Origin of the sequence: Asanoa sp. WMMD1127 (assembly GCF_029626225.1) — a bacterium.
GTDB lineage: Bacteria > Actinomycetota > Actinomycetes > Mycobacteriales > Micromonosporaceae > Asanoa.
Window position 1 is genome coordinate 3,972,095 of record NZ_JARUBP010000001.1, and the last position, 23,994, is coordinate 3,996,088.

Annotated in this window: 20 protein-coding genes; 9 read left to right on the forward strand and 11 right to left on the reverse strand. The window is 72.3% G+C overall.

Annotated elements, in window-relative coordinates:
- The first annotated feature begins 16 nt into the window (after positions 1-16).
- Positions 17-1,078 carry an amidohydrolase gene (locus O7635_RS18980; RefSeq protein WP_278081780.1) on the forward strand — a complete coding sequence of 354 codons (1,062 nt, stop codon included), beginning with the start codon at positions 17-19 and terminating at the stop codon, positions 1,076-1,078.
- A gap of 28 nt (positions 1,079-1,106) precedes the next feature.
- Here the strand turns inward: O7635_RS18980 and O7635_RS18985 are convergent, their stop codons facing one another.
- Both O7635_RS18985 and O7635_RS18990 read right to left on the reverse strand, forming a co-directional pair.
- Positions 1,107-2,300 (reverse strand): endo-1,4-beta-xylanase, encoded by a 1,194-nt coding sequence (locus O7635_RS18985; protein WP_278081781.1) that lies wholly within the window; start codon positions 2,298-2,300, stop codon positions 1,107-1,109.
- A gap of 159 nt (positions 2,301-2,459) precedes the next feature.
- On the reverse strand, positions 2,460-4,091 hold the full coding sequence (locus O7635_RS18990; RefSeq protein WP_278081782.1) for a glycoside hydrolase family 43 protein: 1,632 nt from the start codon (positions 4,089-4,091) through the stop codon (positions 2,460-2,462).
- A gap of 256 nt (positions 4,092-4,347) precedes the next feature.
- Here O7635_RS18990 and O7635_RS18995 point away from each other — a divergent pair, with 256 nt between their 5' ends.
- Genes O7635_RS18995 through O7635_RS19010 form a run of 4 tightly spaced genes read left to right on the forward strand, consistent with a single transcriptional unit; the run spans position 4,348 to position 8,005 of the window.
- Positions 4,348-5,397 carry a LacI family DNA-binding transcriptional regulator gene (locus O7635_RS18995; RefSeq protein ID WP_278081783.1) on the forward strand — a complete coding sequence of 350 codons (1,050 nt, stop codon included), beginning with the start codon at positions 4,348-4,350 and terminating at the stop codon, positions 5,395-5,397.
- A 38-nt stretch (positions 5,398-5,435) separates the two neighbouring features.
- Positions 5,436-6,260 (forward strand): dioxygenase, encoded by an 825-nt coding sequence (locus O7635_RS19000; protein ID WP_278081784.1) that lies wholly within the window; start codon positions 5,436-5,438, stop codon positions 6,258-6,260.
- Positions 6,261-6,905, forward strand: coding sequence for a spermidine synthase (locus tag O7635_RS19005; RefSeq protein ID WP_278081785.1), 645 nt, complete (start codon positions 6,261-6,263; stop codon positions 6,903-6,905).
- Positions 6,902-8,005: a winged helix DNA-binding domain-containing protein gene (locus O7635_RS19010; protein WP_278081786.1), complete on the forward strand. Its 1,104-nt coding sequence runs from the start codon at positions 6,902-6,904 to the stop codon at positions 8,003-8,005. The genes O7635_RS19005 and O7635_RS19010 overlap by 4 nt, the downstream gene beginning before the upstream one ends.
- A 27-nt stretch (positions 8,006-8,032) precedes the next feature.
- On the opposite strand, the gene O7635_RS19015 is transcribed toward O7635_RS19010, so the two are convergent.
- The 6 genes from O7635_RS19015 to O7635_RS19040 all read right to left on the reverse strand — a co-directional run bounded on the left by O7635_RS19015 (position 8,033) and on the right by O7635_RS19040 (position 11,766).
- Positions 8,033-8,302 (reverse strand): hypothetical protein, encoded by a 270-nt coding sequence (locus tag O7635_RS19015; protein ID WP_278081787.1) that lies wholly within the window; start codon positions 8,300-8,302, stop codon positions 8,033-8,035.
- Positions 8,277-8,918: a response regulator transcription factor gene (locus O7635_RS19020; protein WP_278081788.1), complete on the reverse strand. Its 642-nt coding sequence runs from the start codon at positions 8,916-8,918 to the stop codon at positions 8,277-8,279. Before O7635_RS19020 ends, O7635_RS19015 begins: the two co-directional genes overlap by 26 nt.
- Complete coding sequence (locus O7635_RS19025) at positions 8,911-10,095, reverse strand: sensor histidine kinase (protein ID WP_278081789.1); 1,185 nt, start codon at positions 10,093-10,095, stop codon at positions 8,911-8,913. Before O7635_RS19025 ends, O7635_RS19020 begins: the two co-directional genes overlap by 8 nt.
- Positions 10,085-10,456: a hypothetical protein gene (locus tag O7635_RS19030; RefSeq protein ID WP_278081790.1), complete on the reverse strand. Its 372-nt coding sequence runs from the start codon at positions 10,454-10,456 to the stop codon at positions 10,085-10,087. The genes O7635_RS19025 and O7635_RS19030 overlap by 11 nt, the downstream gene beginning before the upstream one ends.
- Positions 10,457-10,577: 121 nt before the next feature.
- Positions 10,578-11,441 (reverse strand): helix-turn-helix transcriptional regulator, encoded by an 864-nt coding sequence (locus O7635_RS19035; RefSeq protein WP_278081791.1) that lies wholly within the window; start codon positions 11,439-11,441, stop codon positions 10,578-10,580.
- A 91-nt stretch (positions 11,442-11,532) separates the two neighbouring features.
- A complete protein-coding gene (locus O7635_RS19040; protein WP_278081792.1) occupies positions 11,533-11,766 on the reverse strand; it encodes a DUF397 domain-containing protein in 234 nt (77 codons plus the stop codon).
- A 226-nt stretch (positions 11,767-11,992) separates the two neighbouring features.
- Between O7635_RS19040 and O7635_RS19045 the strand changes: the two genes are divergently transcribed.
- The 3 genes from O7635_RS19045 to O7635_RS19055 all read left to right on the forward strand — a co-directional run bounded on the left by O7635_RS19045 (position 11,993) and on the right by O7635_RS19055 (position 16,487).
- Entirely contained in the window at positions 11,993-13,486 is a 1,494-nt protein-coding gene (locus O7635_RS19045; RefSeq protein WP_278081793.1) for a GGDEF domain-containing protein, read from the forward strand.
- Between the two features lie 242 nt (positions 13,487-13,728).
- Positions 13,729-15,789 (forward strand): M14 family zinc carboxypeptidase, encoded by a 2,061-nt coding sequence (locus O7635_RS19050; protein ID WP_278081794.1) that lies wholly within the window; start codon positions 13,729-13,731, stop codon positions 15,787-15,789.
- A gap of 74 nt (positions 15,790-15,863) precedes the next feature.
- A complete protein-coding gene (locus tag O7635_RS19055; protein WP_278081795.1) occupies positions 15,864-16,487 on the forward strand; it encodes a fasciclin domain-containing protein in 624 nt (207 codons plus the stop codon).
- 6 nt (positions 16,488-16,493) lie between these two features.
- Here O7635_RS19055 and O7635_RS19060 read toward each other — a convergent pair whose 3' ends face one another.
- Positions 16,494-17,453, reverse strand: a complete 960-nt coding sequence (locus tag O7635_RS19060; protein WP_278081796.1) for a 4a-hydroxytetrahydrobiopterin dehydratase — start codon at positions 17,451-17,453, stop codon at positions 16,494-16,496.
- A 155-nt stretch (positions 17,454-17,608) separates the two neighbouring features.
- Here O7635_RS19060 and O7635_RS19065 point away from each other — a divergent pair, with 155 nt between their 5' ends.
- The gene (locus tag O7635_RS19065; RefSeq protein ID WP_278081797.1) at positions 17,609-20,122 is read left to right on the forward strand and encodes an ATP-dependent Clp protease ATP-binding subunit; all 2,514 of its coding nucleotides are present in this window, start codon (positions 17,609-17,611) and stop codon (positions 20,120-20,122) included.
- Positions 20,123-20,129: 7 nt separating this feature from the next.
- Here O7635_RS19065 and O7635_RS19070 read toward each other — a convergent pair whose 3' ends face one another.
- The gene (locus tag O7635_RS19070) at positions 20,130-20,798 is read right to left on the reverse strand and encodes a hypothetical protein (RefSeq protein WP_278081798.1); all 669 of its coding nucleotides are present in this window, start codon (positions 20,796-20,798) and stop codon (positions 20,130-20,132) included.
- Positions 20,799-20,800: 2 nt separating this feature from the next.
- A complete protein-coding gene (locus O7635_RS19075) occupies positions 20,801-23,920 on the reverse strand; it encodes a CHAT domain-containing protein (RefSeq protein WP_278081799.1) in 3,120 nt (1,039 codons plus the stop codon).
- Between the last annotated feature and the right edge of the window lie 74 nt (positions 23,921-23,994).

Sequence of the window (23,994 nt, forward strand, 5' to 3'; positions counted from 1 at the left end):
GACCTAGGTTAGGACGGTGGACCTGCTGGTGGACCATCATTGCCACGGCGTCGTCACCCGGGATCTCGACCGGCCGGCTTTCGAGCGCTGGCTGACCGAGGCGGACCGCCCGGCGCCGGGCACGACGTTCTTCGACTCGGGCCTCGGCGACACCCTCCGCGCGCACTGCTTCCCACTGCTCGACCTGCCGCCCACCGCCGCGCCGGACGACTACCTGGCCCGCCGCGCGGAGCTCGGGCCCGCCGCCGTCACCCGGCGACTGCTGCGCGCCGCGGGTCTCGCCGCCGTGCTGGTCGACACCGGCTACACGCCCGAGCCGTTGACGGCCCCGGCCGAGCTGGGCGAGGCGGCCGGCGCGGCGGCCTACGAGGTGGTCCGGTTGGAGTCGGTGGCCGAGTCGCTCGGGCCCACGGTCGACGCCCACGGGTTCGCGGCCGACGTTCGGGACGCGCTGGCGTCGGCCGCGGCCCGGTCCGGGACCGTGGCGTTCAAGTCGGTGGCGGCCTACCGGGTGGGTCTCGGGCTCGGTGACCGGCGCCCGACCGACCGGGAGGTGGCGGTGGCGGCCGGGCGGTGGCTCGCGGCCGGCGGCGGTCGGCTCGCCGACGAGACGCTGCACCGGTTCCTCGCGTTCGCGGCCCTCGACACCGGACTCCCGTTGCAGTTCCACACCGGCCTCGGCGACCGCGACGTCGACCTGCGGGCCTGCGACCCGGTGCTGCTGGCGCCGTGGCTGCGAGCGGCCGAGCCGACCGGCGTGCCGGTGCTGCTGCTGCACTGCTACCCGTTCCAACGGCACGCCGGCTACCTGGCGCAGGTGTTCCCGACCGTCCACATGGACCTCGGGCTGACCACACACAACGTCGGCGCCCGGGCCGGCGCGGTGCTGGCCGAGGCGCTCGAGCTGTGCCCCTACGGCAAGTTCCTCTATTCCTCCGACGGTTTCGCCCTGCCGGAGCTGCATTTCCTCGGCGCGGCGCTGTTCCGGGCGGCGGCCGACGCGGACCTGGTCCGGCGGACCACCGAGAACGCCCACCGGGTCTATCCGGCGGTGGGCGGAAGGGGCCCTGGCCGATAGGGTCCCTTCCGCCTCCTCACACCGCGCGTCAGCGGCGCGGCCTCTGTGGGATCCGCGGGAGCACGTACGGCGGGCCGCTGTAGATGAGATCCGCCTTGAGCTCGAAGTACGCCCGTTTCGGCTGGTAGTTCTCGTCCATGATGGTGGCCATCCCCTCCGGCGGGTCGGAGAACCAGCCGGGCACCCACGAGTGCTTGTCGGTGAAGCCCCACACCGTGTACGAGAGGCAGTGGCGGTCCGCCAGGCACGCCTGGAGCAGCGCGCTGTAGTTGGCCGCCGAGGCCTGGAGGCGCGGGTTGATCTCGTTGCTGTCGCCCGCCTGCACGCCCTCGGTCAACTGGCTGCGCACGTCGACCTCGGTGAACGCGGTGGCCACGCCGAGTCCGGCGAACTTCTTCAGCGCGGCCGCGACCTGAAGGGTGCTGTAGTTGCCGTACTGCGTGCCGAGGTGGCCCTGGCTGCCGACGCCATCGACCGGCACGCCGTCGCGGCGGAGCTGCCGGACCATGTCGTAGACGAACTGGGTCTTGTCGTTGGCCGGGTCACCCGAGCCGAACGCCTCGATGTTGTAGTCGTTGTAGAACAGCAGCGCCTTGGGGTCGGCGGCGCGGGCCCAGCGGAAGGCGTCGGCGATGTAGCCGGGGCCGAGGTGCTGCGCCCAGAAACCCTTGTAGTGCAACGTCGGCGGGTTGTCCCACGGGTCGCTGACCGCCTCGTTGACCACGTCCCACTGCCAGATCTTGCCCTGGTAGCGCTTGACCACCGTCGTGATGTGCTTGCGCAGCAGGTCGCGCAGCTCGTCGGTGCTGATGGAGCCGTCGTTGACGCCGTCGGTGAGCCAGGCTGGCAGCTGGTTGTGCCAGACCAGCACGTGGCCGCGGAGCTTCTGGTTGTTGCGCTTGGCGAAGGCGACCAGCTCGTCGGCCGGACCCCAGTTGTACGTGCCGCGGGTGGGCTCGAGCTCCGCCCACTTCATCGCGTTCTCGGCGGTGACCGAGGAGAACTCCTTGGCCACGGTGGCCCGGTACTGCGGGTCGGCGCTGTCGTTGAGCGCGGCCAGGTCGACCGCCGTGCCGAGGTAAAGGTTGTGCCGCAGGCCCAGGGTGCGCAGGCTCTGCTGGGCCGGGTCGACCGGGTGGCTCGCCGTGGCGGGCGCCGCGCCGGCCACGGCGGCCGCCATGATGACGACCGCGCCGGCGACGAGCCATCGTTTCAGCTGCATGTGCCCTTCCCTTCTCCGGGGGTGACCGGCGGGTTGGGGCCGGTCGGGCCGATAGTTGCGGATTGAGTTCCGTAACTTTTCCGAAACGTAGCGGCCGAGATTGCTCCTCGTCAATCCAAAAGAGTTCCGGAAATCGGACGGGCGCAGCGCTGGCGTGGATCAACTCTCCCGGTACGTCGCCTCGTCGAAGTCCGCGTGGACGCCGTCGGCGCCGAGGTCCTGCACCCACAGCCCGAGAAACGCCCCGGTGAACCCCCAGGCCGCGGGCTCGCCGTCGACGATCATCGCGGCGTGCTCGTCGGAGAGGATCGTCGCGTCGAGCGCGACCGGCAGGTCGCGCCAGCCGTCGCCGTCGGCCAGGTCGTAACCGAAGCGCACCACCGGACCGTCGAACGTCGCCCGCAGGCCGACCCGGGTCGCCCCGCCGGCGTCGACGGTCAGCCCGGGGTGGGCCGTGCGCCGGCCCCGGTCGCAGCTGAGCAGCTCCACCACCACGCGGCCGTCGTCGGCCCGCGTGAGATAGAGGAAGTGCCAGTTGAGCGTGTTGTAGTAAGCCGTGACGCCGGCCAGGTGCCGGTGGTCGCGGGGCGCGAACTCGACCACCGTGGACAGTTCGCAGTGGACGGCGCCGACGCGGCGGGCGACCAGGCTGGGCCGCTGCCGGCCGACCGGCGACTGGCCGCCGTGCAGCCGCAGGTGTGACGGCCGGCTGGTCAGGTCGACCCAGTCCGGGCTGGCCGGCCGGCGCAGCGTCGACCACCACGGCCCGAGCTCCGGGCCGTCGAAGTGGTCGGTCGCCGGCTCGTCGGGCCAGGGGTGGGGCGCCAGCGCCGGCGCCGCGACCTCGTCGGCCGGCACGCCGCCGTCGATCCGCGGCCACCCGCCGTCCGGCCACTCGACCCGCTGGATCGCCGTCTCCCGACCCAGCACGCAGTTGCCCAGGGGAGTGGCGGGGCGGGCGGCCAGGTGCGCGAGGTACCAGTCGCCGTCGGGCACGCGTACCAGGCTGCCGTGGCCCGCCTTCTGCAGCCGGAGGTCCGGCCGGCCGGCCGAGGTCAGCAGCGGGCCGGCCGGGTCGACCTCGTAGGGCCCGAACAGGTCACGGGAGCGGGCCACCGTGACCTGGTGCTCCCAGCTCGTCCCGCCCTCCGCGGTGACCAGCCAGTACCAGCCCGCGTGGCGGTAGACGTGCGGTCCCTCGGTGAGGCCCACCGCCGTACCGGTGAAGATGATCCGCGGGTCGCCGACCAGTTTCCGGGCGGCCAGGTCGTAGCGCTGGATCTCGATGCCGCCGAACCGGTCACGGTCGGGCCGCCAGTCGGCGCTCAGGCTGAGCAGCCACGTGCTGCCGTCGTCGTCGTGGAACAGCGACGCGTCGAAGCCGCGGCCGTGCAGCGGGGTCGGGTCGTCCCACGGTCCCTCGATCGCCGGCGCGCTGGTGTGGAAGTTGCGGGGGTCCCAGTAGCCGCTCGCGAAGCTGGCCACGTCGCTGTAGACCAGGTGGAACCGGCCCTCGTGGTGGGTCAGGTCGGGGGCCCAGACGCCGTTGGAGTCGCCGGCGCCGCCCAGGTCGAGCAGGCGGCGGTCAGTGATCACGCCGCCCAGCGCGCGCCAGTGCACGAGGTCGCGCGAGTGGTGCAGGCGGACACCCGGATACCACTCGAACGTCGAGGTGGCCAGGTAGTAGTCGGTGCCCACCCGCAGGATCGACGGGTCGGGGTTGAAGCCGCGCAGGACCGGGTTCTGGATCGACCGGGCGGCGGTGGCGGTGGCTGCGGTCTCGGTCGACATGGGCAGCGTCCCTTCGCGTCCGCTTCCGGTGACTTCCGGAAGCCCCTCGCTCGCGCGATCGGTGCGCGTTCCGAACAAGGTACCGGCTTACATCGAGATTCGACAGTTCCTTGACCGGCAGATGCCCACGTCGTAACGTCGCCGCCATACCGGAAATCAGGCTGAAAGTTTCAGCACCGAATCGCCGGGTGTCCCGGACTGATCGACGGCCGTAGGCTCCACCTATGAGGCTCCGAACATGAAGAAGGGGCGATCCATGTCCGCTGGCGGCTCCGCCCCTGGTGGCACGGCCTCCGACGACAAGAGGACGGTCACCATCGCGGCGATCGCGCGCCTCGCCGGGGTGTCCGTGCCCACCGTGTCGCGCGTCCTCAACGGCCGCGCCGACGTCTCGCCGCACACCCGCAAGCGGGTGGAAGACCTGCTCAGTCAGCATGGTTACCGGCGTCGGCCGCCCAGCATGCGGGCCAACTCGGGGCTCGTCGACCTCGTCTTCAACGACCTCGACAGCCCGTGGGCGGTCGAGATCATCCGCGGGGTGGAGGACGTCGCGCACGCGTCCGGCGTCGGCACCGTCGTGTCGGCCATCCACCGCCGCACGTCCTCGGCCAAGCAGTGGCTCGACAACATCCGCACCCGCTCGACCGAGGGGGTCATCTTCGTGACCTCGACGCTGGAGCCGCCGCTGCAGAGCGAGCTGCGCCGGCTCAACATCCCGGTCGTCATCGTCGACCCCGCCGGCGTGCCGCCGCAGGAGGCGCCCACGATCGGCGCGACCAACTGGGTCGGCAGCCTGCACGCCACCGAATACCTGATCGGCCTCGGCCACCGCCGGATCGGCTTCATCGGCGGCCCCCCGCAACTGATGTGCAGCCGGGCCCGGCTCGACGGCTACCGCGCGGCGCTCGAGTCCGCCGGCATCCCGATCGACGACGCGCTGATCAGGCCGGGCAACTTCTATCACGAGGCCGGGTTCTCCGGTGGCGCCGAGCTGCTGGCGCTGGCGCGGCCGCCGACCGCGATCTTCGCCTCCAGCGACCAGATGGCCCTCGGCGTCTACGAGGCGGTGCGCCAGCGGCAGCTGCGCGTGCCCGACGACATCAGCGTGGTGGGTTTCGACGACCTGCCCGAGGTGCGCTGGTGTTCGCCGCCGCTGACCACGGTCCGGCAGCCGCTGGCCGAGATGGGGCTGCTGGCCGCCCGCACCGTGTTGCGGTTGGCCCGGGGCGAGCAGATCGAGAGCCCACGGGTCGAGCTGGCCACGGAGCTGATCGTCCGCGACAGCGCGGTCGCGCCCGCCGAATGACCTGGTAACCATCCAGAGTGGTCTCTAAGCTCGGTGGGATGAGCGATCCAGCTGCCGCGCTGACCCGGGAGGTGCGCGACCGGGTGGCGGCCGCGCCCGACCCGCGGCTGCGCGAGATCCTCGACGCCGCCGTGCGCCACCTGCACGGTTTCGCCGCCGAGGTCGGCCTCACGCCCGACGAGTGGCTGGCCGGCATCCGGTTCCTGACCGCGGTGGGTCATCGCTGTGACGCGCAGCGCCAGGAGTTCATCCTGCTGTCCGACACGCTCGGTCTCTCGTCGCTGGTCGAGACCGTGGCGCACCCGTCCGGCGCGGCCACCGAGGCGACCGTGCTGGGCCCGTTCTACGTGCCCGACGCGCCGTGGCGGGCGGCCGGCGACTCGATCGCGGTCGCCGACCCGGGCGGCCAGCCGGTGCTGGTTCGCGGCCGGGTCCGGGGCCCGGCCGGTGCCGGGTTGCCCGACGCGGTGCTCGACGTCTGGCAGTGCGCGTCCAACGGGCTCTACGACGTGCAGGATCCCGCGCAGCCGCGGGGCAACATGCGCGGCCGGTTCCGGGCCGACGGGACCGGCGGCTACGCGTTCCGCACCAGCCGACCGGTCTGCTACCCGATTCCCGACGACGGTCCGGTCGGTGAGCTGCTGCGGGCCGGCGGGCGGCATCCGTGGCGGGCCGCACACATCCACGTGATCGTCTCCGCCGCCGGCCATCAACCGGTGACCACCCACCTCTTCGACGCCGAGGGCTCCTACCTGGACAGTGACGCCGTCTTCGGCGTACGGCCCAGCCTGGTCAAGGAGTTCCTGCCACAGCCCGACGGCAGCACGCTGGTCGAGCACGACTTCGTCCTGCGGGCGGCCTAGATGGACGTCGTCGAGCGGGTCGTCACCGACCGCGGCGAGCTGGTGCTGCGCCGTGACGCCGAGCACTACGAGCTGATCAGCAACGGGGTGTTCCTCATGGACACCCGGGCCGGCGAGTCCGAGCGCACGCTGGTCCGGGCCGCCCTCGGCGCCGCCGCGCCCGGCGCCCGCCTGCTGATCGCCGGCCTGGGCGTCGGCTTCTCCCTGGCCGAGGCCGTCTCCTCCGGGCAGCCCGCCGAGATCGTTGTCGTCGAGATCGAGCCGGCCGTCGTCGCCTGGCACGACAGCCATCTCGCGCCCTACAGCGGGGGAGCGCTGCGCGACCCGCGGGTCCGCGTGGTCACCGCCGACCTGGGCGGCTGGCTGGCCACCACCGACGAGCGCTTCGACGCCATCTGCCTCGACGTCGACAACGGCCCCGACTGGACCGTCTTCGACGACAACGCCGCCCTCTACGGCGACGCCGGCACGGCCCTGCTCCGCAACCACCTCAACCCGGGTGGCGTGCTGGCGGTCTGGAGCGCGAGCGCCTCCGCCGCCTACATCTCGCGCCTGTCGGCGACCATCGGCCCGGTGGAGACGGTGCTGACCGAGGTCGACCGTGGCGAGCCCGACGTCGTCTACCTGGCCCGCGTGCCCGCGTGACCCCACGCGAGCTCAACCGGGCGACGTTGGACCGGCAGCTGCTGCTGCGCCGGTCGCCGATGTCCGTGGGTGCGGCGGTGGGCCGGTTGCTGGCGGTCCAGGCGCAGGAGCCGGCCTCGCCGTACCTGGCGCTGTGGAACCGGGTCGAGGGCCTGCGCGCCGCGGACGTCGACGCTGCCTTCGCCGACGGGACGCTGGTGCGCGCGTCGCTGCTGCGGGTGACGCTGCACGCGGTCTGCCGCACCGACTGGCCGGCCGTGCACGCCGCGATGACGCCGCTGTTGCGCGCGGCGCGGCTGGCCGACTACCGCTGGCTGGAGAGCGACCTGACGCCGGCCGAGGCGGAGACGGCGCTGGCCCGGCTGGCGGCGTTCGCCACCACCCCACGGCTCGGCGCCGACATCCAGCGCATGCTCGACGGCACGGTCGGCGACCCGGCCCGGATGTGGTGGGCGCTGCGCACGTTCGCGCCGCTGCACCACGTGCCGACCGGCGGCCCGTGGTCCTTCCGCCAACCGGCGTCCTTCGTCGCCGCCTCCGGCTCCGCGGACCATGCTCGCTCGGTGCGGGAGCTGGTGCGCCGCTACCTCGCCGCGTTCGGTCCGGCGTCCACATCGGACGTGCTGGCGTACACCCGACTCAACAGCGCGCGGATCAAGGCGGCCGTGGCGTCGTTGGGGTCGGAGCTGACCCTCCGCGACGGCCTGCTGGACCTCGCCGACGCGCCACCGTTGCCGCCGGCGGACACCCCGGCCCCACCGCGACTGCTGGGGATGTGGGACAACGTCCTGCTGGCGTACGCGGACCGCACCCGGCTCATCCCGGCCGACTACCGCCCCCTCGTGGTGCGCCGCAACGGCGACGTGCTGCCGGCGCTGCTGGTCGACGGCTACGTCGCGGGCGTCTGGCGCCCCACCGAGGGCGGCATCGAGGCCACCGCCTTCCACCGGCTGTCCGATGCGGACTGGGCGGGCCTGGCCGCGGAGGCCCGATCCCTGACGGCGTTCGTCGGCGACCGCGACCCGGCCCTCTACCGGCGCTATGCGCACTGGTGGCGCAAGGGCATCCCGGCCGCCGAGGTCCGTCTCCTGCCGGCCTGACGGTCACCGCAGAGCGGCGACCAGGGCTTACCAGCTGGGGAGCTCGTGTGCCTGCCGGTAATGGGTCGCGGTGGTCCGCAGGTGGACGCCGCGTTCCGCCAGCGCGGCGGCGAAGCGGGCGTAAGGGGCGTAGGCCTCGTTGCGCAGCATCCAGCCGCGGTAGATCGCCTCACCGGCGTCGCGCGGCACTTTCGCGACACCGCCGCTCGCGTCACACCGCGCCAACGCGTCGTGGTCGACGAGCGCGACGTCGAGACCGGCGGACCGAGCGTCAGCGCAGGCCGGCGTCGCGGGCACGGACGATCGCCTGGGCCCGGCTGGCGACCTGGAGCTTGCTGAAGATGCTGCTCACATAGTTGCGCACGGTTTTGGCGCTCAACGACAGCTCGTCGGCGATGACCTCGTTCGACAGGCCGCGGGCCATCAGCTGCAGCACGTTGCGTTCGCTCGGGGTGAGGTCGGGGAAGGGTTCGGCGGTGCGGCCGGCCGCGGCGAAGAACGCCATGATGCGGGTGGCGACCGCCGGGCTGAAGATGGCGCCGCCGCCGGCGACCGCACGGATGGCCCGTGACATCTCCTCCTCGTCGGTGTCCTTCAGCACGTAGCCGCGCGCCCCGGCGCGCAGGGCGGCGAAGACCGAGTCGTCGTCCTCGAACATCGTCACCACCAGGATGTTGGTTCGCGGGGCCACGACGACCAGCCGGCGGATGGCTGCCAGGCCGTCGCCGCCGGGCATGTGCAGGTCGAGGAGGATCACCCGGGGGCGCAGCTCCTGCGCCAGACGCACCGCCTCATGGCCGTCGGCCGCCTCGCCGACCACCTCGATCCCGGGCAGGGTGCCCAGCAGCGCGCCCAAGCCACGGCGGAACATCGGGTGGTCGTCGGCGATCAGCACCGTGATCGGCTCAGTCATCGGAACCCCGCCGCGACGGAGGGACGGGAAAACTGGCAGCGACCCGGGTCCCGCCGCCTGGCGCCGGCCCGATCTCGATGGAGCCACCGAGCTCGGCGACGCGCTCGCCCATGGATCGGTGCCCGATCCCGGCCAGGTAGCCGCCGGGCAGACCACGGCCGTCGTCGGTAACGGTCAGCGTCACCACCTCGCCGGTCACACCCAGCTCGACCGTCGCGACGGTCGCGGCGGCGTGCCGTGAGATGTTGTGCAGCGCCTCGGCCGCGATCCGGTAGAGCGCCACCTCCACGGCGGCCGGCAGCGCGGGCATCGGCTCCGGCGCCCGAACCACCCGGGGCGGCCCGTCGACCGGGTGCAGGTGGCGCACCGCGTCGATCAGGCCGAGCTCGTCGAGCATCGGCGGGCGCAGCTCGTACACCAGCCGCCTGATCTCCGCCGTCGCCCGGCGGACACCGGTCCGCAGCTCTTCGGCCAGGTGTTCCGCGGCGTCCGGCTGATCGCGCAGGGTGCGTTGCAGCACGCCGAGTTGCAACGCCAGCGAGGCGAGCGTCGGCCCGAGGCCGTCGTGGAGATCGCGCCGGATCCGGCGACGCTCCTCCTCGCGCGCGCTGACCAGCTGTTCCCGGGAATGCTGAACGGCCAGGGTCGTCGCCAGGTGCCGGGCCAGGTCCGCGAGGAGGCGCAGGTCAGCCGCCGAGAGCCGGTCCCCGCGGCGCCGGCCGCTGACCCGCAACGTGCCGAGTCTTCGCCGCTGATGGGTCAGCGGGATCGTCGCGATCTCGGCGCCGTCGGGCGCGTTGCCGTGCGCGGCGACGACCTGCCCGCCCGCTTCGATCTCGGCGTAGGGCAGGGCCAGCGCGCCGGCGAGCACGGCGGCCATCGTGGGCAGCGGTTCGTCGGGCAACTGCCGGTAGACCTCGGCGGCATCGTCGCGGTGGCCGTACGCCAGCTGGTGCACGCTGCGATCCAGCTGGGCGGTCACCGGCCCCCAGGTCGCCACGACGACGGCCAGCGCGATGACGTGCGACCACCATGGGATGTCGGCGGGCGAGCCGAGTGGCCGGGACGGCCAGGTGGCCACCACCGCGACCAGCCCGGCCACAACGAAGGCGTACGCGATCGTCAGCAGCGGCAACAGAGCCTGGTGGAGCCACCGGTTGGCGACGTCAGACCGCACTGGCGACCCGTTCCCGCCAGAGGCACAGCGTCAGCACCGTGAGGTGGTGCACGAGCATGACCGAGGCGAAGACCGTCTCGCCGGCCGTCGTGTCGAGCAACAGCGACCCGATCGCCTGGACCAGCCAGAACGTGTTGACCGCGATCAGCAGTACGGCACCCCACTTCTGCGCCCGCCAGGCACCGTAGGCGGCGACGAGAGCGAGGACGTCGGAGGCGAAACTGCCGACGACGATCGCGAACGGATCCTGGCTGCCTTCGGCACCGAGCACGAGGTTCGGCAGGTCGAACATGGTGATGCCGATGATCGCCACGAGAACCGATAGAACGGCAGCGATCCTCAGCGCCATGGAGCGGGTCATGATTCCCATCAGAAGTCCTCCTGGCACGGGTTGTCGAGGAGGAGAACGCTAGGAACAGCGAGTCCCGACGGTCATGATGCGGATGTCCCGAGCGACCTGGGAACCTGCGTCGGGCAGTAGCTCACATCGACTTGAGGTGGTTCGTCAGGAAGGCGCGGGTGTCGGCCGGTGACAGGGCCGCGACCGTCAGCCGTTCCATGGCCTGCCGGTAGCGCTCCACGTGCTCCGGCTTGTCCAGATAGAGCGCGCTCACCAGCTGCTCCACATAGACCACGTCAGGCAGGTGCGGGTCGCCGAAGCGGAGCATGCTGAACGCTCCTCCGTCGGCCGTGTGTGAGCCTCGCTGCAGCGGCATCACCTGGATCGTGATGTTCGGTCGTTCCGACACCGACAGCAGATGCGTCACCTGCTCCCGCATCACCGACCGGCCGCCGACGGGCCGCCGCAGCGCGGCCTCGTCCATCACGACCCAGTAGGTCACCGGCGGGTTCTTGTCGAGGATCCGCTGCCGCTCCAGGCGCAGCTTCACGCGACGGTCCACTTCGGCCGGTGTCGCCGCCGGCAGTCCCGAGACCACCACGCCGGCGGCGTAGTCCGCGGTCTGTAGCAGACCTGGCACGAACTGCACCTCGTAGGCGCGGATCGTGCTGGCCGACTCCTCCAGCCCGACATAGGTGTTGAACCAGTTCTCGAGCACGTCGTCGTAGCGATGCCACCAGCCGTCCGACCGGGAGTCGCGGGCCAGCGCGAGCAGTGGCTCGCGCTGGGCCTCGTCGACGATTCCGTAGAGCGTCAGCAGGTCGGCGACGTCGCGTTCCTTGAAGCCGACCCGGCCCAGCTCCATGCGCGAGATCTTCGAGGCGGAGCCGCGGACGTGGTAGCCCGCGTCCTCTCTGGACACGCCCGCCGCCTCGCGGAGCCGGCGGAGCTGAGCGCCCACGACGATCCGTCTGGCCGTGGGGCCAACGGCGTCCGGCGTGGTCATGTCGTTCCTCGAGAGTCGGCGAAGAAGCCATAGCAAGCCGGACCAGGGTACGTGACGGCGCGGTTACGGGTCCATGTCGGACCGGACGACCTTAGTCGACGAGGTGGTCGAACTCGCCGTCGCGTACGCCCGCGAACATCGCCGTGATCTCCGCCGGGGTGAACAGCAGCGCGGCGCCACCGGGGTCCCGCGAGTTGCGCAGCGCGACGGTGCCGTCGGTCAGCCGGGCCAGCTCGACACAGTTGCCCTGAGCGCCGCTGTAGCGGCTCTTCACCCAGGTCAGGTCGCCGAGGGAAGGGGCGGCGACGCCGTTCTTGATCTTCATGTCCACCTTCTGCCAATGGGGAAGCGGGTGGTGCCCCCGCGAGCGCCAACCCTAATGCACGTGCATTCTCACGGGAAGATGCACGTTCGGGCGACGTCCTGTGTGGAATGTCCACATACGCAGGTGGCGACACGGAACACCGGCACAAGATCCGGTTGGGCATGAGCGCATTTGCACGTGCATTTGCTCTTGCGGCATCCGCGTGCACGCGAGGAGGATGCTCGATATGTCCCGCGATGGTGGTGGCCGGCTCCGGGAGTCCCGCGACCCCCGCGTCGACCAGGCGCTGCGCGCGACCGCGGTCATCGCGCTGCTGGCGGCCGGCCTGCTCGCCGCCGCCGGCGTGCTCGGCCCCGACGAGCCGGTGATCGTCACCATCCTGATCGGCATCCCCTACGCGGCGTGCGCGGCCATCTGCCTGCGGCACGCCCGACCCGGCCGGCCGCGGCGAGCGGCCTGGGCGACGGCGGGTTTCGCCGTCGGCACCGGCGCGCTGGCCCAGCTCTGGGCGGCGGTGACGGGACGCGGCGAGCCCGTGCACACCCCGACCACCGACGGCCTGACGGTGCTCGGCCTGGTGCTGCTCTACCTGTTCGTGGGCCTGCTGCTGCAGGCCGACCGACGGGTCTTCTCGACCGGGATCTGGCTCGACGGCGTCGTCGCCGGCTTCGGCATCGGCGCCCTGGCCTGCCTCGGAGCGCCGGGTCCCAACGGCAGCGACCGCCTCGGCGTGCACCTGGCCGCGGCCCTGGTCTTCATCGTGCTGACCCTGCTCGTGGTCGTCGGCGGCGGCCTGCGCGGCCGCCCCGTCGACCGCACGCACGTGCTCGTGGTCGCCGCGTTCAGCGCGGCCGGCATCGCGGACGGTTTCGCGATGCTCGGTCACGCCGGCGGAATGATCGCCGAACCCGGCTACCTGGTGGTGCTCTCCCTCGCACTGCCGACGTTGTTGGCGTTCGCCCCGGCGTCCCCACTGCCCCGACGCCGGGCCGGCGCGGCGACCACGCCGTCCATCGTGGGCTGGGCGACCCTCGCCGTGCCCGCGTTCTTCGCGGTCAGCAGCGTGCTGCTGCTGACCATCGGCCAGTCCGGGCGGCTGCCGGCGCTCAGCGGCGCGCTCGCCGCGGTCTGCGTGCTCGCCGCGTTCGCCCGGGCCAGCCTGACCTTCCGCGAGCTGCGCGACCTGCGCGACGTACACCAGCAGGCCCGGACCGACGACCTGACCGGCCTGCCGAACCGGCGCGCTCTCTATGAACACCTCGAGGCGCTCACCGAGCCGGCGTCCCTGTTGCTCCTGGATCTCGACGGGTTCAAAGAGGTCAACGACAGCATCGGGCACGCGGCCGGCGACCAGGTCCTCGCCCAGACGGCCGAACGCATCAAGGCGGTGCTCGGCCCGTCGCAGGTGCTGGCCCGCCTCGGCGGCGACGAGTTCGCGATCCTGCTGCCGGGCGCCACCCTCGCCGAGGCCGCCGACCTGGCCTGGCGGATCCACGTCGCGGTCACCTGCCCGTCGCACGTCGCCGACACCGAGATCCGCCTCGGCGTCAGCATCGGCGTCACCGGCACACACCTGTCAGAAACCGGCGCGGGCTCGGGCGAACTGCTGCGCACCGCCGACATCGCCATGTACGTCGCCAAACGCCGCGGCGGTGGCGTGGCCGCCTACGAGCCGCCCGCGCTGCGTACGCCGGAGCTCGTCACCGCGAAGAATCACTGACGCCGGTGTACGGCGCGGCGGCCGTCGTGGAGATCGAATGCCAGGTTAGCCGCGTGCGCCGGTGTTCACATTCGCTCAAGAGTTCCTCAAGATCGTTGCGATTGGCGCATGAGGACAGTCAGGCTGACGGGCACCGATGTCTTGATCAAGGCTAGGTTCCCCCACCTGGAGGTCCGATGAAACATCGGCGGTCGACTGTCGTCGCACTGTCCGCCTTGCTTGCCGCAACCTTCACCCCGGTCGTGACGTCCACCTCGGCGTTCGCGGCGCCTCTGCCGGCCTTCGCGGCGGCCGAGCCCAACCAGGTCGCCAACCTCACGGTCAGCCAGGCCGACGGGTTCGCCACCGTCGCCTGGACGCCGGTCGAGGGGGCCACCGACTACCAGATCGAGCGCACCGCGGTCGACGCCGCCGGCACCCCGACCGACGTCGCGAAGATCGTCGGTGTGTGGCGGCCGAACCGGCAGATCAACAACGAGTCGCCGACGTTCGCCGACGCCGGCTTCAACCCCGGCGACCGCTTCCAGTGGCGCGTCCGGGCCCGGATCGGCACCGCCGAGCAGCCGTTCTCCGCCCCCGTCGTCGACACCACCAAGGCGCCCTGGGGCGACCCGAACGTCGCCGGCCAGAACCTGCGTACGCAGTGGGAGACCACCCAGGCCGCGCAGTACACGAGCGATGTCGACGAGTACGCCTACACGGCGGCCGTCGACCAGCTCAGCGAGCGGGTCCGGGTGGTCGAGATCGGCCGTACCGTGCAGAACCGTCCGATCAACATGTTCGTGATCGGCTACCCGACCCCGCCGGCGACCCCGGCCGCGGTCGCGGCGACCTCGCCGTTGGCGGTCAACTGCAACGTCCACGGCAACGAGCCGGGCGACCGCGAGGCGTGCCTGATCATGGCTCGCCAGCTGGCGTTCAGCAACGACGCCCGGACGCTGGACCTGCTCAAGGCCACCACCGTCCTGATCGTCCCGACGATCAACGGTGACGGCCGGGCGGCCAACACCCGGGGCAACACCACCGGGCAGGACCTCAACCGGGACTACTCGTTGATCCGCCAGCCCGAGACCGCGGCGTACGTGCGGATGCTGCGCGACTACCGCCCGGTGGCCGGTTACGACGGTCACGAGTACGGCAACTCCCAGGCCGGCGACCTGCCGATGCTGCCGCCGCGGCACCAGAACGTGGCCCAGCAGATCTTCGACGAGTCGCTCGACATGATCGAGAACCACATGTACGTCGAGGGCGCCAAGGACGGCTGGTGGGCGTGCCCGTACGGCTGCGCCAACGGCAGTGGTGTCGGTCTGTCCGAGGAGACGATCCTGCGCAACACCCTCGGCCTGAAGAACACCGTCAACTCGCTGCTCGAGCTGCGCAGCTCCGGCGGCGCGACCCGGCCGGACGAGGGCAACACGGCGAACAACCGCCGTCGCAAGACCTTCTCGGCGCTGTGGACGTTCAACCAGTTCATGGACTACCACCACGCGCAGGTCGGCGACATCAAGAAGGCGCGGGGCGAGGCGATCGAGTTCCAGGCCGGCAACAACGGCCGGATCGTCTTCCGGGGCTCGCGGGTGATCCCGCTGCACCCGGCGCCGCACCCGGGCGAGGCGGGTCCGCGTGAGGACCTGCCGACCGAGGACATGATCCTCGACAACGCGCCGTGCGCCTACAAGCTCACCGAGGAGCAGTACAACGGCGCGCGTACCGACGGTCCGAACGACGTCGGCGCCACCGTCGCGGAGCGGATCGCCGCGCACGGCTGGAAGGTCGTCAAGGTCGACGACGGCTACCTCGTGCCGCTGGCCCAGCCGGAGCGGGGCCTGATCCCGCTGCTGCTGGACGAGCAGGCCGAGGAGGAGTGGGTGTCCGGCGAGCGGGTCTACCCGACCCTGACCGGGACGCGCAACGGCCCGCTGACCATCTCCGGGTTCGCCTGCCTCGAGGGCGCCACGGTCAACGGTCCGGTCAACCTGCGTCCGGGCGCGACCCTTGTCGCAACCAACACGACCATCAGCGGTCCGGTCAACGCCTCGAACGCGGCCGGGGTCTTCCTCGGCGACAGCACGCTGCGTGGTCCGCTGCAGGTCGCCAACACCAACGGTCCGGTGACCGTGATCGGCACCAAGGTGTCCGGTCCGGTCAACCTGTCCAACAACCGGAACGGGGCCGCGCCGTACGTGGCCGGCAACAGCATCAGCGGTCCGCTGAGCTGCTCGGGCAACAGCCCCGCGCCGACCAACCTCGAGGTCCGCAACTCGGTCAACGGGCCGCGGGCCGGCCAGTGCGCCACCCTGTGATCAACTGACGTCGCACCGGCGGGCCGGTCCGGGACTGTCCGGCCCGCCGGTGCGCGCCATCTCGAGGAGGTCTGATGCGGTCGTACCCCTTGCTCGCCGTCGTCCTGGCCGGGGCGCTGGCGATGGCCGGCTGCACCAGCGCCGCCGACGAGCCCGCCCGCGCCGCGGCCGGATCGGACGGCGGCGTCTCCGGGCCGCTCTGCGCCGAGCTGCCCCGCAACGACGAGCCGGGCAACCCGAACGCGCTGGCCAGCAAGCCGGTCGACGAGGCGCTGTCGTGGATCACGGTGCTGACCACGTTCGACGGCGCGATGCGGGCCTCCGACCTGTTGCCGGAGCTCAAGGGCAAGCAGGGCATCACGGTGCTGGCGCCCTCCGACGACGCGTTCGCCGCGAAGTTCTCCCAGGACAACCTCGACCAGCTCATGGTCAAGGACAAGGACACGCTGCGTACGCTGCTCCGCGCACACGTAGTGGACCGGTCGCTCAGCCTGGCCGACCTGCGGGAAGCGGGTTCAGTGACCACATTGGACGGCACCAGCGTGCCGGTCGCCGCGGCCGGCGCGATGGCCCGGATCGGCGACGAGGCGCAGACCGTGTGCGCGGACTACCGCATCGCCAACGGCCGGCTGCACGTGGTCAACCACGTCCTCGGCAACCTGCCGACCACCGCCGGCCAGGGCGACTCGGGGCACTGACGCCGGCTAACCCGCCATGCCGCCGCCGGCCTCGTCGATGGCGGTGTCGACGCGGTGGGCCAGGGTGACGTCCGCCTCCGTGACGGCTCCGGTCGCCGCCGTGTACGCCGTGAGCGTCGCGGTGCCGGCCGACGGCCGGGCGATGTGCGGGGCGCGGCCCGTCTCCCGCAGCCGCTCGATGCGCGGCAGCACGCGGTCGAGGTTGTCCGGCGGCAGCTCGATCGTCCGGCTGATCGCGTGGTGGTCGCCTTCCCAGTCGGGCAGGTCGCGCAGCGCGGCCACCACGTCGGCGTCGCTGAGCGGCAACGGGCGGCCGGGTGTCGTGCGCTCCTCGGGTGGCAGCGGGTCGGCCAGCTCCCGCAGCGCCGGCGGCAGGGGCAGGTCGAGGCCCGCGTCGCCGAGCACCGCGAACACCGCCTGCACCTTCACCCTTATCTGCTCCGGCCGCCGCTCGACGAGCCGGCCGGTCTCGCGCAGGAACATCGTCAGGTCGCGCTCCGGCGGGCCGGCCATCGCGCGGGGCACCTCGAGCTCGGCCGGCAGGCTGGCGATGAGCCGCTTGCCGTCGGGCTCGTCCAGCGAACGCGCGGTCACCCCGACCACCGCCCGGGTCAGCTCCTTGGCGAAGGCGAACTCCTCGCCCGTCAGCGTCGCGATCTCGGTCACCAGCTCGCGGTAGCGCAGCCGCGGGCCGGCCCCGGCGTCCGTGGAGTCGTCTTCGACCGGCGGGCGGCGCGGCCACTGCGGCGACGGCGTGCCCGGCTCGGTGATCTGCTCCGCCCCCGCCTGCGGCTTGTGCCGGCCGGCGGACGGCGGACCGGACCGCCGTTTCTCCTGCTGGTGCTCCTGCTGCTTGGACGCGCCGAGCGTGACGCCCTCCGCGCTGGGACTGCGGTCGGCGTTGCGGGCCTCGCGGGCCAGTTGGCGACGGCGCCGGTTGTCGCCTTCCATCTCTTTCGGGGCCATGCGGTACGGGTTACCGCTGCGCCGCCGCCTACACCACGCGGACCGCGCCCTTTCGACTCACTGACACCCCCACTCCCACCAGGCACAAGTCCGGTTTGCCCGCTCCGGCAACGGGTAGGCGCGGGCCAGTGCCGTTTGCACCGGAGGAGAGTGATATGTCGACCGGTTACTGGGGAAACGGGCCTTTCGGCGGCGACCCGTTCGACGAGTTCATGGCCCAGTTCCTGTCGCCCGGCCAACCCCGGGCCCGGCTCGACCTGGGCAAGGTGATGAGCCAGGACGCCCGCGAGCTGTTGCAGGCGGCGGCCGGCGAGGCCACCCAACTGGGCAGCGCGGACCTGGACACGGAACACCTGCTCTGGGCGATGACGCAACGCCCCCCGCTCAACGAGCTGCTCGCCCGGGCCGGCGCCGACCCGGCGACGCTGGCCGGTGAGATCGAGCAGCGGGACCGGCGTGGCAACGCGGTGGCGGGTCCGCCGGCGCTGACCCCGAACGCCAAGCGGGTCCTCCTTCAGGCGCACCAGATCTCCCGCCGGCTCAACTCCTCGTACCTGGGTCCGGAGCACATCCTGCTCGCGCTGACCCTCAACCAGGAGACCGAGGCCGGGCGGCTGCTGGCCATGCACGGGATCAACCCGGAGTCGCTGCAGGCCGCGGCCCGGCCGGGCACCGCGGGCGCGCCCCGCACGGCCCCGCCGCAGCCGGAGACCGGCACACCGACGCTCGACCAGTACGGCCGGGACCTGACCGCGATGGCCCGGGAGGGCCGGATCGACCCGGTGATCGGCCGGGGCGACGAGATCGAGCAGTGCGTGGAGGTGCTGGCCCGGCGCACCAAGAACAACCCGGTGCTGATCGGCGAGGCCGGCGTCGGCAAGACCGCGATCGTGGAAGGGCTGGCCCAGCGGATCGTCGACGGCGAGGTGCCGCGCACGCTCGACGGCAAGCGCCTCGTGCAGATCGACGTGACCGGTCTCGTGGCCGGGACCCGCTACCGCGGCGATTTCGAGGAGCGGCTCAAGAACCTGCTCGACGAGGCGCGTACGCACTCCGACGATCTGGTCGTGTTCATCGACGAGGTCCACACGGTGGTCGGGGCGGGCGCCGGCGAGGGCGCGAGCGACGCGGCCCAGATCCTCAAGCCGGCGCTGTCCCGCGGAGAGCTGCACGCCGTCGGAGCGACCACATTGGACGAATACCGGCGCTACATCGAGAAGGACGCGGCCCTGGAGCGGCGTTTCCAGCCGATCCTCGTGCCGGAGCCGAGCGTCGAGGACACCATCGAGATCCTGCGCGGCCTGCGGGATCGCTACGAGGCGCACCACGGTGTGCGGTTCACCGACCAGTCGCTGGTCGCCGCGGCCGAGCTGTCGGACCGCTACCTGACCGACCGGTTCCTGCCCGACAAGGCGATCGACCTGATCGACCAGGCCGGCGCCCGGGTGCAGCTGCGCAGCCGCTCGGTGGCCAAGGACGAGCGCGACCTCGAGCAGCGGATCGACCAGCTGTGCCGCGACAAGGACCAGGCGGTGGCGGCCGAGCTGTTCGAGCGGGCCAGCGAGCTGCGTGACCAGGTCAACGAGCTGCGCAAGCAGAAAGAGGAACGGGACGGCGGCGGTGGCCCGCACGTGCCCGAGGTGACCGCCGAGGACATCGCCGAGGTCGTGTCCCGGGCCACCGGCATCCCGGCCCGGCAGCTCAGCGAGGAGGAGAAGGAGCGGCTGGCCAACCTGGAACAGCGCCTGCACGAACGGCTGGTCGGTCAGGATGAGGCGGTACGCGTTGTCGCGCAGGCGATCCGCCGGTCGCGCACCGGGCTCGGCGACCCGAACCGCCCCATCGGCAGCTTCCTGTTCCTCGGCCCGACCGGCGTCGGCAAGACCGAGCTGGCCCGCGCGCTGGCGGAGGCGATGTTCGGCAACCAGGAGCGGATGATCCGGCTCGACATGAGCGAGTTCCAGGAGCGGCACACCGTCAGCCGGCTGGTCGGCGCGCCGCCCGGGTACGTCGGCTACGAGGAGGCCGGACAGCTGACCGAGGCGGTGCGGCGGGCGCCGTACTCGGTGATCCTGCTCGACGAGATCGAGAAGGCGCATCCGGACGTCTTCAACCTGCTGCTGCAGGTGCTCGACGACGGGCGGCTGACCGACAGCCAGGGCCGCACGGTCAGCTTCAAGAACACGGTGCTGATCATGACGAGCAACCTGGGTTCCGAGCTCATCACCGCCGAGCAGCCGTCGGTCGGCTTCGCCACGGCCGGCAGTGGCGACGCGGACCGCGACCTGCGGGACCGCATCACCCGGCGGCTGCGCGAGGAGCTGCGACCCGAGTTCCTCAACCGGATCGACGAGATCGTCATCTTCCGGCGGCTCGAACCCGAGCAGCTGGTGCAGATCACCGACCTGATGCTGGAGCAGACGCGCCGCCGGCTGCACGCACAGGACATCGCGACGGCCTTCACCCCGGCCGCGATCCGCTGGCTGGTGGACCGGGGCTACGAACCGGCGTACGGCGCGCGCCCGATGCGCCGCACGATCCAGCGGGAGGTCGACAACCGCCTCTCCGAGATGCTGCTGGACGGCCGGGTCTCGAAGGGCCAGAAGGTCACAGTGGACGAACGCGACGGCGAGCTTACCTTCGACGTCTCGACCGCCGTGGCCGCTTAGCAGCACCTCAGGTCGAGGTGAGCTCCTGCCGGACCGTGATGGCGCTCGAGCGGCGCCCGACCAGCGGGACCGCGCCCGCCACACCGTAAGCGGAGACGTTGCCACGCAGCGTGATCGCGACGGGGACGGCGTCCGCGGTGGTCGGCACCGCCAGCAGCAGGCGCAGGTCGCGGTCGACGTGCAGCGGCTCCTGGCCGACCGCCGTGAAGTCCCACAGGGCGTAGCGCAGGCTCGGTCCGGACGCGGTGACCCGTGGGAGGAAGACGTCCTGCTCCCGGATTCGCTCCACACTGGACTCCGGGCCGACGGGGATGCTGGCTATCTCGAACGACAGGCCGCCGGACCATCGGGTGGTCAGCTTCACGGGCGTGCTGGCGATCTCGTCGCGGGGGCTCATGTCGGCGACCTGCACGCCGCCGGCGGCGGAGAAGTCGACGTTCACCCGTACCCAGCGGAACCGGCAGTCCGGGTGAGCGTGGGCCACGCACCGCAGGCCGAGCGAGACCGCGCTGGTGCCGTCACCGACGTCGACCCGCTCGGGATCCGACCGCCACAGCGAGAGGCGGTTCTCGCGCGCCAGCACGCGCAGCCGTTCGTCGGCGACGATCTGCCCGTCCCAACGCTCCTCGAGGGCGTCGTCGTCCAGGTCGAGATCGACGTCGAGCCATTCCCGCATGCCTACCTCCAGTCGCCGACCAGGACGAAGGCGCCCCAGTGATAGAAGTGCTCCCGGCCGGGGTCGGCCGCCGACGTGCGCATCGCCTGGCGCAACGCGTCGGCCCGCGACAGGTCGGCGTCGCTGGTGTGGAAGGCGGTCAACAGGCGCTGCGCCGAGCGGTCGTTGACCCGCCACTGGCTCGTCAGGAGCGCTCGCGCGCCCCCGTGGATCAGCGCGCGCGGCAGGCCGACCGCCTCGTCGCCGGGCCGGTGGTGGCTGACGCCGGTCTCGCATCCGCTCAGTGCCACGAGGTCGGCGCCCACGGTCACGCCGAGCAGGTCCCGGGTGCGCAGCACGTCCGTGCCGGCCAGCTCGATGCCGGCGTCGAGGCCATCCGCGACCGACGCGCGGGCGTGGCCGGCGACGTGGACGGTGCGCGCCGCCCGCAGCGCCGCGACGACCGCGTCTCGCGTCACGCCCGCGCCGACGACCGGTTGGCCCGCTCCCAACGCGTCGGCGACCGCCTGAGCCTCGCGCCGGGCCCAGCGCAGGTTTCCGCGCGGGTCACCGAAGACCGCGACCTGCCCCGTCGAAGCTGGGCGGTGCGGACGGGTGAGGGTGTGGGTCAGCACCGCCAGGCTGGGTGAGTAGCAGACCGGGTTGCGCTGGCCGAGCGGCGTGCCGTCGCCGACCGGCAGCGTGTGCAGCGGGAGGTCGTGGAGATCCTGGTGAGGCACGAGATAGACGACGTCCTCGGGTCCGGCCCAGTCGGTCAGCGGGGCGACGAGTGCGGAGAACCCGTGCCAGGCGGCGAGGCCACCGTCGGGGCTGTCCTGCATGGCCATCCGTACGCCGCCCGATGTGCGGAATGTCCCACGGGCGAACGCTTCCAGCGCCGCGGCGTCGACGTCGACGGTGCACATCCGCGGTCGGGACCAGTCGGCCGCCATGCCGAACAGCAGCGTGACCGGCCCGTCGCGGAAGTACTGGGCGACCAGGATGCGCCGCCCTGAACGGTCGTGGTCCGCGATGAGCACGTCACGCGCTCCCGACCAACCCAGCGCGCCGCTCGGGGCCAGCACGTCCACGAGCGCGCGGCTCTTCATCCGCTCCAGCCAGAGCACGGCCTGGGTGGTGTCCTGCCGGCCGGCCACCGCGAGGTGGAAGCCCGTGCGGTAGACCTGCTGCTTGTCGACGCCGAACGCGATGCCGGTCGACTGCCGCTCGAGCGGACCGTCGCCACCGGCCGCGCCACGCAGGGTGTCCAGTTCGGCCGCGGCTCGCTCCAGGCCGTCCTCGGCCTGTCGCAGCCGGTCGCCGGCGGCGGTCGGATCGGGGTCGAGTCTGCTCGCTTCCCAGCGGGCGTTCGCGGCGAGAAAGAGGGCCCGCCACGCGACCTGACCCATCTCGGCCCGGAGAAACAGGTCGTGTGCCTCGTCGAGCAGCTCGGCCGCGTTGTCGAAACCGGCGACGTGGTGGTGGTCGCGGGCGTGCTGAGTCGCCGCCATCCCCGCGTGGGACAGCAGGAACGCCAGGTCCGGCCCGAGCGACGCGGCGCGCGCGACGCGCTCACCGGCCTGGAAGGCGGACACCCAGCCGTCGGTGTCGCCGTCGAAGAAGGCGCCCTGGCCGCGCATCTGGTGGACGCCGACCAGTGCCTTGCGCGCTTCCGTCGTCAGCACCGGTGCCAGCATCGCCTCCGCCGCCGCGAGATCGGCCTCGGCTTCGGCATCGAGGAACGGACGCCGCGCTGCCGCGAACCGCGCCTGAACCCGCAGCTGCGCGCGAATGGTGAGGTAGCGGCCGGCCGCGGGCAGGTCGCCGATCCGCCTTGCCGCGTCGACGGCATCCGCCGCGCGCGCCGACGCGGCCGCGGGATCGGTCGCGAGCTCGACGGTGGCGAGCTGAGCGAGCACCTCGCCGGAGAGCGTGCCCGGTGCGACGGGGGTGAGGTCCGCCACGGCGTCGCGCAGCAGGCCGGCGGCCACCTCCGGTCGGTTGAGCGCCACGAGCTGGGACGACAGCATGAGCCGCAGCGACACCCTCGCCTGCCGGTGGGGCGCGGCGGCGAGCTGGGCGTCGACGACCGCCCGCGCGCGGCCGATCCGTCCACCGCGGAACTCCGCCTCGGCCGACCCGATCGCCTCGACCAGGTCGAACATCTGCCAGTCGCCCTCGACGACGACGCGCGCGGCGGACCGGCTGGCCTCCCGCTGCGCGGCGCCGTCGCCGCGGTAGCCGTGGAACTGGTCCAACGCGCGCCACACGGCGTGCGCCAGCTGCGGCGCACCCTGTTTGGCGAACGCTCGAGCACAGTCACGCGCCGGCCCGACCACGTCGGCGACGCCGTGTTGGAGCAGGACGGCGATGACCGTCCACTCCGCCAGGTGCGACCCGAAAGCATGGCCGGCGCCGTCGAGGAGGGCGCCGACGGCGGTGACCTCGGCGGCTGTGTCGTCCAACGACCACGGCTCAGGACCGCGGAGCACGGCGAGCGTACGGATCTCGAGGGCGGCCAGTCGCGCGCCGGCCTCGGTCACGGGGTGGCCGGCGGCGCGCGCCTCGGCCGCGATCTCATCGAGCAGCCGGAGGACCGGTGCCTCCGGCGCATGAGGGTGCGCCGCGCGGACGGCGTGGCACCGCAACCGGGTCGCGGCCCATGCCTCCGGGAGGAGCCCGAGGCGCCGGTAGCCGTCGGCGGCGCGGGCGAACCCGTCTGCCGCGTCCTGCGAGGCGGCCATCGGCAGCTCGGCGTAGAGCACCCGCAGCCGGGTGACCCGGGCCTGCAGAGCGATCGCCTCGATGCGGCAGCGTTCCTCCGGGCCTCGCTTAGCTTCGGCGAGTCGGTCCAGGACGTCGGGGATCTCCGCGGGTCGCGTCAGGGCGCGCGTGTAGTCGCGCCACAGCCCGAGGACGCGGCCGTCACCGGCACGTCGATAGGTGGCGGCCGGGGTCTGGTCGAACAGCCGCGGCAGCTCTCCGATCCGCCCCTGCTCCAGGAGCACACGCATCTCCACCAGCCGGGCGGCCGGGTATCCCGCGTCATCGGGATCGACGGCCCGCACCAGCCGCAAGGCGTCGGCGTAATGGGCGCGATCAAGCAAGTCGGCGGCGGCCTTGGCCGGTCCGACAGAATCCACGCAAGAAAGTCTGACGAGCGACGACAAAGAAATCGAGCCGGTCCCTCCTGATGGGGAAATCGCTCTGATCTTCC

Excerpts from the sequence above, each read along its gene's own strand:
- O7635_RS18985 (WP_278081781.1), bottom strand. The coding sequence starts at position 2,300 with ATGCAGCTGAAACGATGGCTCGTCGCCGGCGCGGTCGTCATCATGGCG.
- O7635_RS18990 (WP_278081782.1), bottom strand. The coding sequence starts at position 4,091 with ATGTCGACCGAGACCGCAGCCACCGCCACCGCCGCCCGGTCGATCCAG.
- O7635_RS18995 (WP_278081783.1), top strand. The coding sequence starts at position 4,348 with ATGTCCGCTGGCGGCTCCGCCCCTGGTGGCACGGCCTCCGACGACAAG.
- O7635_RS19000 (WP_278081784.1), top strand. The coding sequence starts at position 5,436 with ATGAGCGATCCAGCTGCCGCGCTGACCCGGGAGGTGCGCGACCGGGTG.
- O7635_RS19005 (WP_278081785.1), top strand. The coding sequence starts at position 6,261 with ATGGACGTCGTCGAGCGGGTCGTCACCGACCGCGGCGAGCTGGTGCTG.
- O7635_RS19020 (WP_278081788.1), bottom strand. The coding sequence starts at position 8,918 with ATGACTGAGCCGATCACGGTGCTGATCGCCGACGACCACCCGATGTTC.
- O7635_RS19030 (WP_278081790.1), bottom strand. The coding sequence starts at position 10,456 with ATGACCCGCTCCATGGCGCTGAGGATCGCTGCCGTTCTATCGGTTCTC.
- O7635_RS19035 (WP_278081791.1), bottom strand. The coding sequence starts at position 11,441 with ATGACCACGCCGGACGCCGTTGGCCCCACGGCCAGACGGATCGTCGTG.
- O7635_RS19040 (WP_278081792.1), bottom strand. The coding sequence starts at position 11,766 with ATGAAGATCAAGAACGGCGTCGCCGCCCCTTCCCTCGGCGACCTGACC.
- O7635_RS19045 (WP_278081793.1), top strand. The coding sequence starts at position 11,993 with ATGTCCCGCGATGGTGGTGGCCGGCTCCGGGAGTCCCGCGACCCCCGC.
- O7635_RS19055 (WP_278081795.1), top strand. The coding sequence starts at position 15,864 with ATGCGGTCGTACCCCTTGCTCGCCGTCGTCCTGGCCGGGGCGCTGGCG.
- O7635_RS19060 (WP_278081796.1), bottom strand. The coding sequence starts at position 17,453 with ATGGCCCCGAAAGAGATGGAAGGCGACAACCGGCGCCGTCGCCAACTG.
- O7635_RS19065 (WP_278081797.1), top strand. The coding sequence starts at position 17,609 with ATGTCGACCGGTTACTGGGGAAACGGGCCTTTCGGCGGCGACCCGTTC.
- O7635_RS19070 (WP_278081798.1), bottom strand. The coding sequence starts at position 20,798 with ATGCGGGAATGGCTCGACGTCGATCTCGACCTGGACGACGACGCCCTC.